The organism is Pseudoalteromonas sp. 31A1 (genome assembly GCF_011378815.1).
Classification (GTDB): domain Bacteria; phylum Pseudomonadota; class Gammaproteobacteria; order Enterobacterales; family Alteromonadaceae; genus Pseudoalteromonas; species Pseudoalteromonas arctica.
This window is the reverse complement of the sequence record NZ_WTKY01000002.1, coordinates 255326-274760: the sequence shown is the minus strand read 5'-3', so window position 1 is coordinate 274760 and position 19435 is coordinate 255326. Positions and strand designations below refer to the sequence as shown.

Below are 19435 nucleotides of genomic sequence, written 5' to 3'. Positions count from 1 at the left end.
CTTGCAACATCTATTTTAAGAAATCATGCTTTAACTTAAACTCTTTTACAATTAACATTAAAAATTAGTTAAACAAAATCAAAAGTTTATTATAAATAACACATAAAAACAAAAATTGCATATTGTCAACAATATTCAATTTGGTTTTTTTGTTGTATGGTATGTTAAATTGTAATTAAAGGTTGAACAGCAATGAAATATAAAAAGAACATACTACTCACATCGCTCTTACTTGCGCTAAGTGCCTGTAACCAACAAGAAATCAAGGTTGAAAAACCAACCAATGAGCCTACAGAGGTTAATTCAGCAGATACATTAATGTATTTATTTGCTGATGCTGCACACACACAGCTAACCCCAGTTCAATACAAAAGTAATGCAGCCACTGTAAAGGCAGAAAACTCTGTATTAGATGTGACATTTCAATCTAAGAAAAATTCGTACGCTAGTATTGTTTTTTCACCGGAAAAACCTTGGGATTGGAGTGAATTTAGTGATTTTAATCTTGCCTTTGAATTGGCAAACCCAGGAACACACTCTGTACAAATCTATTTAGATATCTCCGATATTGACGGTGCTAACTATACGCGTAGCGTTAATGTGCCGGTAGGTGGATACAACACGTATTACGCAAAACTTGACGGCCACGACCTTGCAACGCCCGATGGCAAAGAAAATGTAGAACTTAACTTTACCTCAGGACTTCGTTCAAACCCTGATACATGGGAGTCTGATGAGGTACAGTTTATTTCTATGTGGGGTAAAAAAAATCTTAACTTAAAAGGCATCGCTAAAATAGCAATTAGCGTGCAAAGTACATTGCATGACAAAGAGCTGGCAATAAAATCTATTTCACTTCGTAAAAACCCTCAATTTAATACTGCTTTTTTAACCAAAATTGTTGATGAATTTGGCCAAAATGCCAAACAAGAATTTTCAGGGAAGGTACATTCAGAAGCCGAGCTATTGAGCGACAAAAAACAAGAAGCAGCACAGTTACTTTCTAAACGCCCTACTAATCGCTCACGCTTTGGTGGCTGGGCAGAAGGTCCAAAATTAGAAGCTACTGGTTATTTTAGAACGGCTAAATATAATGATAAATGGTCATTAGTCGACCCTGATGGCTATTTATACCTTGCAACCGGTATTGATATCATTCGTCTTGCAAACTCAACCACACTAACTGGTTACGATTTTGATCAAGCGTTGTTGGCTAAACCAGCTAATGCAGGTGTAACACCTGAGGATTCAAAAGGGTTAAACCAAGTAAATAAAGAAGCGCTTAAAAGCCGCTTTGTAGCGTCACAAGTGCGTAAAAATTTATTTGAATGGCTACCTGATTATAATGAGCCTCTAGGTAAACATTTTGGCTATCGTAAAAGTGCGCATTCGGGTCCGTTAGAACACGGCGAAACATATAGCTTTTACGCAGCTAATTTAGAACGTAAATATGGTCAAAATAATGCAGATTACATGCAAAAATGGCGAGAAGTGACTCTTGATAGAATGATCACATGGGGCTTTAGCTCACTGGGTAATTGGACTGATCCGAGTTATTACGATAATCAAAAAGTGCCCTACTTTGCCAATGGTTGGATTATAGGTGATTTTAAAACCGTATCAAGCGGAAGCGATTTTTGGGGAGCCATGCCGGATGTATTCGACCCTGAATTTACAGTGCGTGCTAACGAAACTGTTAGTGTTGTTGCAAAAGAAGTTAAAAATTCGCCTTGGGCAGTAGGCGTATTTATTGATAACGAAAAAAGCTTTGGCCGCCCTGATTCCGTTAAAAGCCATTATGGTATTGTTATTAATACCTTAGGCCGTGATGCTAAAACAGTGCCTACTAAAGCTGAATTTTCTCGTTTAATGAAAGAAAAATATACCGATGTCGCTAAACTTAATAAGGTATGGCACTTAAACTTAGCCTCATGGGTTGAGTTTGACAAAGGTGTAACGGTTGATATAAAAAATGAAGAACAACTGAGTGATTTTGCTATTTTACTTACAGCCTATGCCGACAAGTATTTTAGTGTTGTAGATGCTGCTATGGATAAATACCTGCCAAATCATATGTATTTAGGTGCACGTTTTCCGGATTGGGGCATGCCAATCGAAGTGGTTAAAGCATCTGCTAAGTATTTAGATGTAATAAGCTTTAATGCATACAAAGAAGGCTTAAGAGAAGATAAATGGGCATTTTTATCACAATTTGATAAACCAGCAATTATTGGCGAATTTCATATTGGCGCATCTGACTCGGGTTTGTTTCACCCTGGGTTAATACATGCAGCTAACCAGCAAGACAGAGCAAAAATGTATACAGATTACATGAACTCAGTCATCGACAACCCTTACTTTATTGGCGCACATTGGTTTCAATATATCGACTCGCCAATTACTGGTAGAGCCTACGATGGCGAAAACTATAATGTTGGCTTTATTAGCGTTACAGATCGCCCCTATACTGAAATGGTTGAAGCAGCTAAAGCAATGAATGAGTCTATGTATGAACGACGTTTTAAAAAATAATCGTAAATACAGCCATTAATTGTACATTTATTGGTCTATTGTAATGTGTTGACAATAGACCATTCCACTTTTTTTATATACACTGAGATAAGTACATGATCTTGACTAAATTAACAAAGCTTATTAATTAATGTTAGGGTCAGATAAAGTTAATCAAATTTAGGAATAAATATGGCTGGTAACAGAGCAACTAAAATTTTATCTGTAAAAGATCAAATAGCTGAGCAATTACGCTCAGATATAATCTCTGGTGAAATGCCACCACAAACTAAGTTAAATGAAAAAGAGCTGGCAGAGCGATTTGGTCTTTCTCGCGGCCCTATTCGCGATGTAATATTACAGCTTACAAAAGAAGGTTTACTTATTTCTCGCAATAACTGTGGTGCGTCTGTAAATAGTGTTTTAGAGCCTAAATTACAACGCTTAATGATAAAACTTCGCCGTAGTATTGAAGAGTACGCAATCACTGAATTAAACGGTAATTTAACTGATCAAAACATTGCTGAACTAGAAGGCATTTTAGCATCTTTAGAAGACGCGCTCGATAGAGAAGATTATACCGAAGTAACTAAAATTGATATTTCGTTTCATCAGTATTTAATATACCAAGCTGGTGGCGAAGAACTTGTTAATATTTGGTACCCGTACGTAATGCGTATGCGCTTAAACTATAAGCGAATTACTTCAAGTTCTGAATGTGTAAACGAGCACCGCGCTATTTTAGAAGCACTAAAAGCACAAGATAGCGCCGCAGCAGTTAAAGCAGTAAAACATAATATTAAGTAACGTACTTTCGAAGTCATTTTGATACTCCGCTATATAAACTAGCGGCTATGAAGTCATAAGGGCGTGTTGATCTTTGTAGATTGAAATTTTTTCAATCTAGGAGCCGATTTAATCGCGGCCCGAGATTTGTAGTCTAGTGGGCTACCGAGCAAAAGCTCCGCGTCCCTTACCATCATCCACATCCATGTAGGTAAGAAAGAGTAAATCGCTCTCGTTTATATAAATTACAGTTATAAAAAACTACCCTTTATTTATTACATTAAATGCATGAACACTCAATATCACTGAACGAGCTTTACACGCATTGAAACTGATGCGCTACGCCCTAAATTATCAACCACTCTTACGTCAAATTCGCCTACTTGCGGGTGCCAGAAAAAAGGCGTATCTCGCTCTACTTTACCAACAAAGCTGTTATCTACAAACCAGTATAAAATTCGTGAGTCTGTATCTGTGGTTGCACTAAAAGGCAGGCTTTCTTGCTTTAATTTACTGGCTCTTATCGTGTAGCTAATTAAATTACTCGGGGATGTAATAGTCGGTGCTGAGCCTTGTGTACTCGTATCATTAATTAAGCATGAATCTAAATAAGGTGGAGGTTGGCGTTTAACGATGCCTGCTTGTTTAAATAATCTGACTAAGTCAGATGGCCAAAATTCATAAACTGCTTTTGTCGTTGTAGATTCATCATACTGACAAGCACGTAATCCCGATGCTTTATCAATATAAATTTCACGATGTACATCGGACACTTTAATTGGTGACTTACCTGGAATAAAAAGCCCTTTTTCTGTTTTAGGGCAATGCACATTAGGTAAATCACCGGTTGTAGAGCAAATATCTACTTCTGTAATATTTAAACCACCTGGTTTTATATCGCCTTTGATTAAGCCGTAACTATCTAATGAACGAATTATTTCGAAAAACAAAGGCGCGGCTGCTTGTCGCCCAATAAAAGATGGGTGCCCTTCTCCTGAAAAATTACCAACCCATGTAGCTAAAACATACGGACCAACAATACCTACTGACCATGCATCACGAAAAGCAAATGAAGTACCGGTTTTCCAATATACAGGGTATGCTTGCCTTCTTTCTTTTTGAAATGAGATCTCATCAACTGCACTGTTTTTACTTAGCATTTGTAAAGTCAGGTAGGCTGCCTCTGGGCTGATGAGTTGCTTGATATGTTTGTTTGGGTTGTTTTGGTTAATACCAGTGGCGTCTTTTTTTAATATAACTTCATCCTTATACACCCCTAAATTAGCTAACATGGCGTATAACTTGACGAGCTCTAGCATCGTTACTTCACTGCCGCCCAGCGCAAGCGCTAAACCATAAAACTCTTTAGGCTGAAGCTTTTTAACATCGGCAGCAACGAGTAAATCGTATAACCCCACTTTTTGTAAGCGATACATCAAATTAACGGCAGGCACATTACGGCTCAACACGAGCGATTCAGTAGCTGATATAGGGCCTAAAAACTGTTGATCGTAGTTCTCTGGTGTATATCCTCCAAAGCGTTTGGGGGCATCTTTTACAAGCGTTAATGGATGAATTAACCCTTCGTCTATAGCAAGCGCATAAATAAATGGTTTAAGGGTTGAACCTGGCGACCGTTTAGCTCTTACACCATTTACTTGACCGCTAATGTCATTATTAAAAAAATCCACAGAGCCTAATTCTGCAACTACTTCCATAGTTTTATAATTTAGTAAAATAGCAGACGTATTACTAAGCCCGTCTCTTTGCCTACGATTAATATAATTTTTTGCATGGCGCTGAAGTAAGTTTTGTAAATTAAGGTCTATCGACGTTTTATATTCTCCCGGCTTTAGGTGCGGGTACTCGCTTTGTAAATTATTAATAAAATGTGGGGCTTCAAAAGGTAAGTCTGAAGAGGCATATACCTTTATCGGTAATTGCATAGCTGCTAGCCAATGTTTATCCTCTGGATATTTTTCAAGCCAACGAGTAAACAGTTTTTTTCTTGTTTCTAGCAATACCAATTTAGCCGACTTTTTAATGGGATTTCGTTTGGTTGGGTTTTGCGGAATTAAGCTAAGTAATAATGACTCAGGTAAATTAAGATCAATGGCTGGTTTCTTAAAGTAAATTAAACTGGCTGCACCAACACCTTCAATATTTGATCCATAAGGCGCTAAATTAAAATACGCCTCGAGTATTTGGTTTTTACTGTAGTGTCGCTCAATTTGTAACGCTCGAAGTATTTGTTCTACTTTTCCAAAAATAACATGCGTGTTCATCCCAAAGTGCAACCGGGCTACTTGCATTGTTATTGTTGAGGCACCAACTCGGTGACTTCTTTTAATATAGCTAGTATAAAACGCATTTATTAAAGCAATAAAATCGACACCAGTATGCTCATAAAAGTCTTGGTCTTCATACAATAAAGTCGCTTGTTGAACGCTCAAAGGGATTTTATCTATTGGCGTCCATAATCTATATCTATCGTCTGCGGCTAAATTTAAACGAAGTAATTTACCACTGCTATCGTAAAAAGCCGTTGAGTAAGCATTAGGCTGAGTAATATCAGGCTTTGGAGTAAATAAATACAACAGCACTGCAAGCAGTGCTGTTGTAAAAAAAGCCGTTTTTATTATAAAACTAAACTTTTTATTTAGCGGCGGTAACATCAAAACGACCCGATTTTGAGTGCGCTTTAATACTTAAATCATACATAGATTCAGCATAAGCCGATGGCACTACAAAGCTGCCAGATGCAGTAGCCTTAACTTTGTAAGTCAGCTCAGTCATGCTATCGCCAAAGCTGCCATACAATATAACGCGATCCTCTCGTATATCTTTATAGTCAGAGGTCCAGCGGTTATAGCTATTGCGAACGCTGTCTCTGAGCACTTCAAAGCCACCAGGTAGCAAATCAATAACAGCAACATCCGAAATATTTTTACCCGTTGTACTACGCACTCGTAATACAACGTTTAGCTCTTGACCTTGAACAGCGGTGGTTATCACATTACCTTTATCGTCTTGGTATTCTCTGACAACTTCTAAACCATTACTTAATGACTTTTGTGGCACGTTTGTATCAAAACCAGCTTGGCTCATCATGTAAAATGAGCGAGGTTGCGCTAATACATCAAGCGTTTTAACGTCATTTAAAAACGAGGCTTTAGGATAAGGTGCATAAGTTACGTCTAATGCCTTTTTATCTGCCTTTGTCGTTGTTGCCATTATTTTTACATCTTCAGGCTGGGCTTGTGATAACGCAACTTTTGAGTATGCCGTCATAGCAAGTACAGACCAAGCAGACGACAACGTGTTGTAGTCTCCTTTAAAAATAGGGTCAACTACAGTAAACAAATCATCTTTAGTTAACTGCTTTAAGCGAGCCGGAAAATGTTTTGATAACAAATAAATATACTGTCCGTCGTGAGCTAGACGAGAGTCGTAAGCGCCCCAATTATCGTGTTGCGTATTTTGCCCAATTTTATAGCTATTGATCAGTGCTTGCGCTTTATCGCTTGCACGTAATAGCTGGTAAGTTGCGCCCATAAACGCGGACGTTATATCTTGTTGCCATACTTTGCTATTACTCGCATTTACGCTTTTTTCTAAATCAGATAAGTAATTAGTTGTCACCTCACCTTGTCGTGTTAGCAAATAAATAGCATAAGCGCGGTTTCTGTCATTCGTCTCTAAAGATCCGCTCGCTATACTACGCACACCTTCAAAACCACTGTTCCACATATCATAAGGTATTGCTACGCCCGCTTCTTTTGCATCTAATAAAAAATGCATAACATAAAGAGAAGAATAAATAGATGCACTAGAATTGCCCGGCCATAACATAAATCTGCCATCAGGTAATTGACGTTGACGAAGGGTGTCTATTAAGTTGTTTATACGCTCATGTTTATAAGATACATCGCCCATATAACTTGGGTGTTCTAAATAACTCAGCACCGGAAACACACTACTCACCACTTGCTCGGTACACATATGAGGAAAGTTATCTAAATAACTAATAAGACCATCAACAAGCGCTAACGGGCTTTGTGAAGCGGTAATATTATTTTGTGCTAAATTAGGATATAGCTGTCTCGAAACCGCTATTTCTTTTTTACCTGATTCACTAAAGCCACTTTCAAAACTACTAACAAATGCAACCGCAGGGCGCACACTTAACGTAGCCGTACGTTGGCTAACATTTTCACCCGACAGCGCAGTAAATGTAATTGATGCAGCGCCAAGCTTATCGAGCACTTTTACTCTAAACATTAATGTGTCTTCTGAGTTTTCATCAATATTTAGCGTTAGTTTTTTATCACTTATTATTTCAATGTTGCTTGAAGCAAGCGCCTCTACCGTAATTGGCAGTTGTTTACCTGAATCCTCAACGCCATTGGCAATACCAAGTACAATATCAAACTCATCGCCAGGTGCCGCTGTCGTTAATACATTGGGGCTTAATACAAAAGGCCCTTTTACTAGTGTTGTACTTTCTTTAACACCAACACCCTCGTCATTTACGGCAATCGCGATTACACGTACCTGACCTGCAAAAGTATCTGGAATAGTGAACGTATGCTTTTTTGTTTTAGCATCAGCCGATAAAATACCAGACCAAAATGCGACTGGTTTTTTTACCTTACGAGAAAACGGGTTAAGTTGCTTGCTCTTGCGGTTCAATGCCATTGATTCAGCATAACCACCACCGGCAGCTGCAAGCTCTTGCACTAGTTTAAATTCAGGTAAAATAAGATCAACAATTTGCATAGTGCTAACTTCTAAAGCACGTTTTTGTAAGAAGTGATTTAACGGCTTTGGCGTCCGATAATTCGCCACTTGTAAAATGCCTTCATCTACAGCAAACAAAAGAACACGTGACGGTAATTTAGCACTATATGAAATGACTAAATCGTCACCTGGTTTTACTTTATCAGGTATGTTTACGTCAAAATCTATTGCACGTTTACTACGATCAATCGCAAATGGTTTAACTGCGTAGCTTAGTGGGCTTGTAAATATTTCTTTCGATTCAAGGCTTCGAACAAATGAAACATTAACATACGCATTGCCTTCTATCCCTTTAGGTAGCGTTATTGTTTGTATGCTACTTGTTGTTTTACTCTCAAACCATTTAAAAGCGTGTACTTTATTGGTTTCAATTGTAATTAAACCCGAGCCAACATAAGGCGCTACAATACTTATTTCAATTGTTTCGCCAGGTTTGTAATCCGGTTTATTTAATTGCACTTGCAGTTCAGCATTTTTTTCAAGCTTACCCGCTATGTTACCCGTACCGGTTACAGTAAACGATACTCTACTGACGGTATTTCCTTCGCCGTCAACGAGTTCTACTAAGTAATCACCTGGCTCAGCTGTGGGTAATTCGTAGTCTACGCCATCTTCTTTAATGTAAAACGGATTGCTTGATACCTGTTTGTTTTTTCTAACCGATTGGTACTTATAAGTCCCGTTATTTTGTTGCACCAACGTAGACACATATTGTTGTTCTATTAAATTTATCGATAAGTCATCACGCGCAACTTGCTCAGTCTCTGAATTAATATTAATAAATTTTACAACACGTTTTGACTCTTTTGATATGTAGCTTAAATCGCCATCGGCTTTATAACCAACTAACTGCTCAACGGGTGAAACAAGCACCGAGCTGCTTGCACGAACACTTTTACCACCGCCTTCTTCATACCCTTGTACTGCAAAATTTAACTGATAAGTACCTGCCTCATAGCGGGTTAAGTCAATATCAAACTCTGCCTTGCCTTGTTCATCAGTTTTGGTTTCGGTTAATGATTCATTACTGTGTCTAATATTTCTCCCTTCACTGTGGGGATCAGAAAACACATAATCTTTGTATTCATTAAAGTAAAAACCAGCTGGCGATAAACGTAAATCAGCGGTAACACGTCTATTTTGAGCAGGTGTACCAAATAAGTTTTGAAGGCTCACCAATGCTTTAAATTTTGAGCTGTTTACCCAGCCCTTAGCAGATGACTGAGAAAATTGACTGCTAATTTTCAATCTATCAGGCACAAACTCTTCAACTTTAAACTCAGTACTGCCTAATTGATCGCGGCTATTATTATTTTTAATAAGTTGCACCGATACATAATACGTTCCGGTATTGGCGCTATTTTGTGTTTTAAAGTCAAAATCAAGCAAACCATACTTATCCAAGCTCACTCGTTTATTATAAACAGTTGCCCCTTTAGGATCGGTAATTATAAGCTCAAGCGGTATATCGCCCAGTTTTGCAAAGTTTTGTTGCTTAACAATCGTGGCAAGTTTAACGCTATCGCCTGGTCGATAAATTCCACGGTCAGAAAAAACAAACGCATCTATTTTATTACTGCCACTGAGCCCCGAACTTACACCGCCGGTATCAAACCGAGAGTAATTAACCATTCGAGCATAGCGATTATAAGGAATAAAAGACATGTCACTTTTAGTTTCTACTACAAAAGCAACGGGAGTTTGATCATCAGTAAACCACGTTGTGTTGTCGAAAAATGCGTGCCCCTCAGAATTTGTTTTAGCATTTAAAATAACTAATCCGTTTTTACCCAATAACGACACCTTCGCTTTTGCTACCGGTTTTCCTGTTTCAATAGATTGGACAAATATATCGCGAGATCCATCTGCATTATTTTTTACCAAAATACCTAAATCAGTAATAAGGATAAGTCGTTTTTCTTGGGGTCCATATACGTAATTATCTTTTGTATTTAACGCTTGAGCATTTATAAAAAATAAGCCTAAACCAACTGACTCATTATACTTACTACTCAAATCAATAGATGAATAGACCGCTTTTTTAGGGTGCTGTGGTTTTAAATTAACTTGTCTGGTAAAAATTGAACTTATGTTTTCTTCTGTAAAGTAATAATTATTAAATTCTGGATTAGAAATATCACCACTGGTTTGACTTATAAGGTGGTTAATTTGATTGGCTTCTACCCTACCTACTTTAACTTGAAGTGCGTTTACACCACGGGTCAAAAATGACAATTTATGGTCACCATTTTTTGATAATATAGACCCTTTAGACATAATATTTACTTGTGTCGGATACGCCGGCGTATCTAAAATAGTGTCGTATTTATTCACCATTGTAAATTCACCCGTCGACTTTAATCCCTTATCAATCGCGATATAAACTTGCTGGTTTTGAGGGGCGTCAAACGTAAAACTGTGTAACTTAGTTGTATCTTGCGCGGTAGGAATCGCATTTAACTTAACTTTTTGAGATTGCTTAAGCACTGCATCAGTAACTTCTCGTGGGCTACTGAAGTACTTATAGTTACCTTTTGAATCTTTAGTCGGTAATACGTAAGCAACCGTTTTACTAACCACATCTTGCGATGAAATATCATCTGTGAAGTCTAAAACAAGTGTTTGTTCGGGTTCCCCTTGCGTATTTTTTACCATCAACACATTGGCCGTATTTACTCTAAAAAAGCTATTTACACTTGGGATCAACACGGCGTCTTTGATCTCTACTGTTGTTTGAGAAGGACCCATAACCGGCTTTACACCGTTATTAATAACAAAATACAGATAGCTTTCGGTATCTTGAATACGTATTTGCTCTGAAGTAATGTAAATCTCTCGTTGATGCTTGTCGTAAGTAACATCAAATTTATATTGTGCGAGTTCGTTCTTGCCATCTTGCTCAAGTGATTGAGTCAGCTTTAAATTATTTTTTATGGTGTTTATATCTGTTGGGTGAGTCGCTTTTAATGTTGCAACCACCTTGTGACTTTTTTTAACGTTAGGATCTTGATAAAAAGCGAGCGAGCTTAGTGTTAGTTCAAAGTTGGGAGTTTTAAATACATGCTCATTATCACTTAGATGTATATCACTTTTAAAAATAGATGAATCAAAACGTACCTTATATTCTTGCCCTGCTGACCAATCTTGTTTTGGGATAAATTTAAGCTGGCTTTCACTATTCCAAGACCACTGTCCAATTAGCTCAGGCGTGACTTTTATACCTGTGGGAATCACTTTGCCAACAACCGCAAGCTTTGCGACAGAGTAAGACACTGCATCCGTGTTTTCTACATCATCTAAAACAGGAGCAAAATCTATATAAAGCGGTTCAGGGTTTAAAACATCAGATAAAGTGGTAACAGCAGGTGTAGAGTGAGTTGCTTTGTAACTAATTGGCTGTGGTAAGGAAAGAAAAAAACAATAGCCTGCTATAATTAATATCAGCATTAGCACGGCGCTAAAAAATGCTGTTTTGCGCTCTTTAGCAAACCTAAGCACATTATTTATAGCAGTAATTAACCATTTCGGTTTATGCCAAATAATGACACCAAATACATTTAAAATAACAAAAAATGTGGTCAGTAAAATCCACACACTGCCAACTGTTTTTTCGGTTACATTCACGTTGCCAAGTAAGCTTGCAACCAAACTAAATAAACCCGTTCCTATCGCTGAAAAAGCAATACTCATAAATAAACTAGCTATTTTGGGAGCGAGTTTACTTTGTTTAAGATTAACCTCTTTTGGGTTAGCCTCTTTTGAATCGGTTTTTGTATTCACGTTCAAAATCCTTTTTCTTTATACTGCAATATCAATAAATGAGAGAACTCATACTTATAATCTGGTTATTTATATTCTTGTGGGACGAAACGGTAATGCCCCGTAATTTTAAAATCGAAAAGCATGTCGCTTTTTTCAGGTCCTCGACCAATATTATGAACAATTAATGGATTCCCTGTGTCTTTTGCTAACTCATTCACAACCATCCCAATATGCGGCAAATTACCTGGCAGCATCCACGTTACAATGTCACCCGTTTTATAGTCGTTCGCGTTACTTGATTTAGTGAGCACTTGACCATGATTTTTAAAGTAAGCCTGTAAATTTGGCACACGGCGGTGATCTATATTTTTATCAGGTTTGGATAAACCCCAAATACGCTTAGAGGGATATAGCTCAAAGCTTTTTAGCATGTCCTCATGCACAAGTTTTTGCAAATCAATACCTAAAAGTCGATATGATCGAATAACAACATCGGTACAAACCCCTACATTAGCGGGCACATCGCCACCAGGATATGCAATGGAGCGATAAGCACCATCGTAAGTAACGTTGTGCGTTGTTCTTTCAAGTAACGCAGCCACAATATCGTCATCAAACGATGCGGCATACGCATTTACACTAAGTAAGCTCAGTAAAAAAACTGTAAAGCGTGTCATATCAATCCTTTTTAAAATATTAATTAACTACAGCGCTTGAACTACGTGTTCAGGCACGTTTATTTTCTTGCCATTATTTGTAAAGTGCTTATCAAGACCATACGCCATGACTTCAAGTGGCGCAGCTGCATAACCAACCTGCTGAATTTCGGTTATGTAACGCAGCATAAAAGCCTCTGCGCCAAGTTCACTCCATTGGGCCACGTGAACAAGTTCATGAAAGTGCACAGCTAAATTATCAGCCACGTAAGGAAGCATGTAATAAGTGTTTTTGTATGTAGTACCTGCCGCATCCATGTCAATAAAATCGCCTAATCCCATTTCACGCAAAAAAGGAAAGTTAGGTTTGGGTATTTCATCGACACTAACGTAAAAGGCATTTTTTAAAAATTCGACAGGATAAAACCCTGCAAACTCACTAGCAAATTTCTCACAGCTAATTCTTTGGGTTTTATATTTAATATTTGTTGCATCAATCCATTGTTCTATTTGTTCGAGCACGTCCATTCTCTTAATCATCAATGTTTACTGGCTTGACCTTTCCCATTGCGATATAAGCCGATAAGTTAAATGATACCAAAACCAAGGCGAATAATCGAACTCCAAAACCTAAGAAGTGAACACATAATAGTCTCGAGTTGTAGTTCATTCCTTATTTCATAGGTATGAGCATTAACTAATGCACACGTAAACCAGTGGGGGTAAGTAACGCTAATTAATATAAAACTTATTTTAAATCGTGTAACCATTTTACTAATTTTTGAATATGCCCGCTTGAACATAAGATTAAATGGCAAGCTTGTATGTAACCCATTGAGTGCAAAACGTTTAGTGTTTCTGTCGGTAGTTGTTGTAGTGTATCTGCGGCAATAGAATACAAGCCATTGTAGCCTTGTGTTTTGCCATTTGGTTGAGTGATGTTTAGCTGCACTGCTTCAATTAAATCGTGTTTTAGTAAGGTATTGATAAACGCGGTTGTGCGTTCGCCGCCGTTCATAAGCTTAATTAGCTGCTCACTCACATTAGTTAGATAAGCAGTTGGCTCTGAATTTTCATCAAATAATTGTACCCCTTCGCTATTACTTACTCTTGGGTGCTGCTCGTTAATTGTAACGGCTAACTGGGTTTGCTCACTATTATTTGAAAGCCTATTACCTACGCCTAGCTTAAATGGTTGTCGCTGAATGTGAAATGGCACGTAAGTAGCTTGCCAGATATCCTTTTGTAAAAATAGATTTTGTCCCTCATCAAAACCGGTTAAAGCAAACAGCTCAAATTGCCCAGTCTGATTATTTTTCATAAAATAGACTGGGTAGTCTAATGCAAGTTGAGAAAGCTCATCGGCAACAACCGGAATGTAGTTTATTGCCTCACCGTACTGTGCACCTCGCTCAGTTTTAATGCGAGTGTACTTATGTGTATTTTTATCGAGTAATACTGAGTTTGTCATAGTGTGTCGCTCTTATGTTTTAACTATATTTGCTGCATACCAAATTGATTAATTTGCACTAATAATTCTTTATTTGTAGGTAATTTATTAAGTAATTTTTGGGTGACTTGCTGGTTGTTATTAACAAGCGCAATGGCCTTTTTAAAATAACTTTCTGAGTTGCCATACAGTTCGCTTGAGCCTGTAAACCCCATGCCATACACCACATATTGATAGCTTGCTGCTGGAAACACTTCTTGTGAATGATCAAAGTGGTTATCGCTTGGTGTATGAAATTCCCAAAGTGATAAGTTATCTTTTAAGCTTTGTGGAATAGTATTTTGGCTACAATGTGCTTGCCAAAATGGGCTGTCGGTTCGTTTACTCAACATATAATGCAACTTTAAAAAGTCGATTATTCGCTCCCACCGATAACTAAATGTGCGGTTAAAACGCTGCGCAGTTATATTCATTACATGCCTATTGGCCGGAAATTGCTGGGCAACAAAATTGGCTGATATTTCTACCAATAATAAAGCAGAGGCTTCCAGTGGCTCCAAAAAACCAGCTGAGAGGCCTACTGCGACACAGTTTTTATGCCAAAATTTTTCACGATGTCCTGGTTCGAAACTAAGCTTTTTAACTTTGTATTCGCTTTGCTGATCTTTATTAATATTTAAGTAATCAAATAATTGCTGCTTAGCATCTTCATCACTAATGTGTTTACTAGAGTACACATGCCCTACTCCACGGCGTGTTTGTAACCCTATATCCCAAATCCAGCCAGATGTTTGTGCTGTAGATAAAGTATGCGAGCATATTGGTTCGTCATCTTTGTATGGCATGTGTATGGCAAGCGCACTATCAGCAAATAATACATCTTTACAAGATTTAAACCCCACCCCTAAGTTCTCACCTAGTAATAACGATTTAAAGCCACTGCAATCAATAAATAGATCCCCAGCTATCTCTATTTTATTATTAAGGCTAACGCTTTTAATATCGCCATTTGTGCAATTGTTTACACCGACGACAGTGCCTACAATGTGTTTAACATTAAGATTATTAATGCAGTGGTTTTTTAAGAATGTAGCGAATAAGCCTGCATCCAAGTGATAAGCATAATTTGCTATTGCACTAAATTCGGGTGTGGTGATTTGTTTGGGAGCTAATCCGCTTTCGCATATTGATTGCTGCGCACTTACATACTGGGCAAAAGGAAGTTTTGGCTCGTTTTTAGTTAGCCAACTAGTAGCTAAGTTATGTTCATACATCCCTGTTGGTAGTTCAAGCGGGTGATAGTAATAGTCGTCCTCTTCACCTGTAATCCATTTGGCAAACTTGGCGCCTTGTTTAAACGACACATTACACTTTTGAATAAACTCACTCTCACGTATTCCCATATCTTTAAGGGTTCTTCGCATAGTAGGCCACGTCCCCTCACCTACTCCCACTGTTGGAATATCAGATGACTCTAACAGCGTAATATTTATTTTTTTACTGTGATGCTTTTGTAAATAAGCTGCAATTATTCCTGCACTTAGCCATCCTGCTGTTCCACCGCCAACTATTACTATTGATTTAATATCATCGTTCATAGCAACCTCGTTAGTTAAAAGGCAAAAACGACAGCGCTGAGCTGTCGTTTTGTATTATTTGTCAAAAACTAACTTATCATTTACCATTTAGCACTTAAGCCAATGCTAAAGCGAGGACCATATTGCTCAGCAGATACTAATTGCTCTGCAAAACGACCATGGCGGCGTGTTGTTTCATTAGTTAAATTAAGTGCATCAAAGCTAACACCCAAGGTGTCGTTAATGGTGTAATTAAAACTAAAATCTAGCTGACCATACGCCTCTGTAAATGTAGGCTCAGTTCCCAAAGACAGTAAGAAATCATCGCGCCAGTTATAGGCTAAACGTACTTGGTAATCACCGTTTTCGTAAAAGCCGACCAAATTACCTGAGTCGCTTAGTCCTGCTAGTGCAATTGTTTGGTCAAAATCATACGGTTTAAACGATTCATCGCTATTAACTATCGTATAATTAGCAACGACGCCAAAGCCTGTATCAGGCACCATGTACTGCGCATTTAATTCCCAACCATCTACTTCACGATTTTGAAGATTATCTGGCGTTGCAATATCAAATGTAACAATCGGGTCTGACGCTTGGCTTAAACATGCTGGGTTAGGTGTATCTGAACTATCAGGACAACCAGGCCGAGGGTTAACACTTGGATCGCGCAACGGCTCGCCATTTACATCATTTAGCGTACCTTGCACTACGCCTGCACCAATGAAGTTTTCAACAAACTTTTTAAAGTAACCAACCGATGCATAGCTTCCGTCGTCTCCATACCACTCAACTGAAAAATCAAAGTTATCTGACGTAATTGGCAATAAGTTAGGGTTACCTTGCGATGCATTAAATGGTCCTTCAGGACGGGCGTTAATGGTAGTTGATGGGAACATACCACCAATACCTGCACGGGCTAATGTACGACTATATGAAAAACGAGTTTTAAAGCCGTCATCTAAGTCGGCGCTTATATCAAAGTTTGGTAATATACGTGTATAACCACCTTCAAGCTCCTGCGGTGTTGCTGTTGCAGCAAATACAGGGCGAAGCTCTTCAGCATGACGATAGTTAAAAGCAACAACCCCAGGCTTGACTGAATAACCTGTTACATCGGTGTCTTCGTAGCGCACACCGACATTCATATCAATTGGAATATCGTTAAATTCGGTTTTAAGATCAAATGATACATATATCGCGAGCGTTTGCTCCTCAACCCCATTTGTAGAAATATTTGGCTCAATAAATAATCCTTCATCTCTGACAATATCTACAAAATCGTTGGCACTGTAACGTGGAATAAATGGAAATAGCTGATCCGAACCTGAAAACTCATCAGCAAAGTCACCTTGTTCATCAAAGGTTAGCCCTAGGTTGTCTAGGGGAATATCGACAAATGAAAACTGCTCAGAAAGATAAGTATCAATTTGGTAATCGGTATACATTACACCAAAATTAATAGCGCTGAGTGCCCCACTCTTCAAATTCTCCCATTGTCCACTTGCATGATACTGCTTAATGGTATTTTTCATTTCATAGCCACGGCGCTGATATAAATCAGATACGATATTAGCAGGATCGTATGCACCGCCTGGCAATGTAGAGTCATCGACAGTAATACTCGGAATATCACCCGAAAAGTTAGCACCAATTGATTTAACAGAACCAGGTACATTTTTTAAGTTAGCAATCGTTTCGGCAGTATCTCCATCAGGGTTTGAGTGCGATGTAGAGTTATGAGCGTCAAACGTAAGTTTCAATGAATCGCTGGCTTGCCACGCTAAGTTAAGGCCTAGTGAATCATTTTCTTTTTTTTCGTAGAGTTCCCACGCCCAAAAATTCAACTCATCATTTGCATTTTTAATATCAACTAACGTACCGTTGGCATCAGTTGTACCGGTTGGATTATCGAACCAAAATGCCATTTTATTTGTGTTACTAGTTTCTTCAAAGCGCGATAAAGTGTAATCAAGCGTAGCCGTTAAGTTATCACTTGGAGCATACTGTAAAACCAGCTGCGCATTTTGACGCTCGCGCTTAGTTTCAAATCGCTCCATTTCTGGCGTCCAAGGTACCCAATAAGTACCAGTTGGATTAGCTGTTGTATCAATTGCACTGCTATCTACTCCTGTGGGGTTAGCGCGATTACGTACCCAGCCTTGCGATGTACCTACGCGCTCTCGGCCACTTTCTCGCTCTGAATGCGACAGCGCAAGTAAAACACCAAACGTATCGTCTGCAAATGTTTGGCTAACCATTCCCGAAATTTCAGGTGTTAAATTAGAATCTTCAGAGCTGGTATCTAATATTCCTTTTGCATTAGCAAAGGCTTTAAAGCCATCAAAATCAAACGGCTTTGCTGTATTTATATTAATGGTTGCGCCAATCCCTCCAGAGGCTACATTCGCTTTACCTGTTTTATAAACAGACACACCCGATACACTTTCTGCTGCTATTTCTCTAAAGTTAAAGCTGCGCGAAACCCCCGCTTCTTGCAATACAGAAGAGTTAGGCATTTGGCGGCCATTTAAGGTAACAAGGTTAAAACCTGGACCAAAACCACGGACACTAACTTGGTTGCCTTCATTATTTGCACGGTCGATTGATACACCACTAATACGTTGCAGCGATTCAGCTAGGTTAGTATCTGGTAACTTACCAATATCTTCAGCTGAAATAGCATCTACCACGCCCGATGAGTCTTGTTTTATTGACGCAGATTTACTTAATGCGCTTCTAATACCAGTTACTTGGATAACTTCAACATCACTTTGTACAGTTGTCTCGTTTTCCTGTGCGGCATAACTTACAGGAGAAGTTATCAGCATTGCTGCGCAAATCGCATTTAATTTAAATTGTGTGTTAGTCATTTTTGCACCTAAATATTGTGTTTATTACGTGTAATCGTTGACGGATTATTTACGGGATGCTTATTGTTACCATAATATTGTTAACAATTAACTTTACAATAAATTAGTTTAGCTAACTAAGTCAAACAAATTGACCATTTATTTTACAGTTAGCGTTGGTTTTTTATTCGATATTGTAAGCAAGCAGTAAAGTACTGAGACTTATGCATGATTGTTGAGCGGGTTGCTTCCTACAAAAGCGCCAGTTGGTATTAGCGCTCTAATAACGAGGTTATTTTTTTGGCGGTATTTTTAAGCTCGCTAATTACACTGTGTTTATTAGCGTGAGTGTTTAGGGTTGAGTCAAAAGAAGAAATGGTCAATGCAGCTATTAAATTTGCATTAGGCTTGCCAATTAAGACACTAAAATCGTGTACTCCGGCGATAAGTGGATTGCTTTGCATTATGTGCCCTTGCACTTTGATTGTGTTTAGCTCATTTAATAATGCTTTATAGGCGTCTTTACTAGCACTGTAAATTTCATCGTGTTCGATAAGCATTTGCCGCACTTCGTCATTACTGTTGGCTAAAAGCAGTTTACCCGCGCTTGAGCTACTAAGTGGAAATAAAGCCCCCTCTGCAATACTCAAATGCATAGGGCTTTTGCTACGCGCTTGCACTACCACCATAGCTTGGCTTTGATAAAGCATACTTAGATGACATGACTGTTCAATATTTACAGCTAGATCTTCCATATGTGGCAAGGCCGATTTTAGTACATTATCCATTGGTGAAATACTTCGCGATAAATTATACAACTTTAATGACAAATGATATCGACCAGAGGTTTCAGAGCGAATTAGATAACCGCGCTTTTCAAGCCCAACAAGTACTCTATAGACTTCGTTAGGTGTTTTTAAAATACCAGCCGCTATCTCACTTTGTGTACAAGGCCTTTTATTTTTTGCTAAAAATTCTAATATATCCAACCCCTTATCTAAAGCAGGAACTGCATATTTAGTTTTTGATTTATCGTTCATT

General features: G+C 38.3%; 10 protein-coding genes. 2 read left to right on the top strand and 8 right to left on the bottom strand.

Annotation, left to right across the window (positions count from 1 at the left end; translation table 11 throughout):
- Nucleotides 1-192: 192 nt before the first annotated feature.
- A complete protein-coding gene (locus GQR52_RS03580; protein WP_165727472.1) occupies nt 193-2532 on the top strand; it encodes an agarase in 2340 nt (779 codons plus the stop codon).
- A gap of 171 nt (nt 2533-2703) precedes the next feature.
- The gene (locus GQR52_RS03575; RefSeq protein WP_149605600.1) at nt 2704-3318 is read left to right on the top strand and encodes a GntR family transcriptional regulator; all 615 of its coding nucleotides are present in this window, start codon (nt 2704-2706) and stop codon (nt 3316-3318) included.
- Between the two features lie 281 nt (nt 3319-3599).
- On the opposite strand, the gene pbpC is transcribed toward GQR52_RS03575, so the two are convergent.
- The 8 genes from pbpC to GQR52_RS03535 all read right to left on the bottom strand — a co-directional run bounded on the left by pbpC (nt 3600) and on the right by GQR52_RS03535 (nt 19434).
- Entirely contained in the window at nt 3600-5972 is a 2373-nt protein-coding gene (gene pbpC / locus GQR52_RS03570; protein ID WP_165727471.1) for a penicillin-binding protein 1C, read from the bottom strand.
- Nucleotides 5953-11877: an alpha-2-macroglobulin gene (locus tag GQR52_RS03565; RefSeq protein WP_165727470.1), complete on the bottom strand. Its 5925-nt coding sequence runs from the start codon at nt 11875-11877 to the stop codon at nt 5953-5955. Before GQR52_RS03565 ends, pbpC begins: the two co-directional genes overlap by 20 nt.
- A 65-nt stretch (nt 11878-11942) precedes the next feature.
- Nucleotides 11943-12536, bottom strand: coding sequence for a DUF1287 domain-containing protein (locus tag GQR52_RS03560; protein WP_165727469.1), 594 nt, complete (start codon nt 12534-12536; stop codon nt 11943-11945).
- A gap of 27 nt (nt 12537-12563) precedes the next feature.
- On the bottom strand, nt 12564-13043 hold the full coding sequence (locus GQR52_RS03555) for a hypothetical protein (RefSeq protein WP_165727528.1): 480 nt from the start codon (nt 13041-13043) through the stop codon (nt 12564-12566).
- Nucleotides 13044-13263: 220 nt separating this feature from the next.
- Entirely contained in the window at nt 13264-13986 is a 723-nt protein-coding gene (locus GQR52_RS03550) for a SapC family protein (protein WP_165727468.1), read from the bottom strand.
- Nucleotides 13987-14009: 23 nt separating this feature from the next.
- On the bottom strand, nt 14010-15563 hold the full coding sequence (locus tag GQR52_RS03545; RefSeq protein WP_165727467.1) for a tryptophan halogenase family protein: 1554 nt from the start codon (nt 15561-15563) through the stop codon (nt 14010-14012).
- 80 nt (nt 15564-15643) lie between these two features.
- A complete protein-coding gene (locus GQR52_RS03540) occupies nt 15644-18415 on the bottom strand; it encodes a TonB-dependent receptor (RefSeq protein WP_165727466.1) in 2772 nt (923 codons plus the stop codon).
- A gap of 251 nt (nt 18416-18666) precedes the next feature.
- A complete protein-coding gene (locus GQR52_RS03535; RefSeq protein WP_165727465.1) occupies nt 18667-19434 on the bottom strand; it encodes an IclR family transcriptional regulator in 768 nt (255 codons plus the stop codon).
- Nucleotide 19435: the final 1 nt, after the last annotated feature.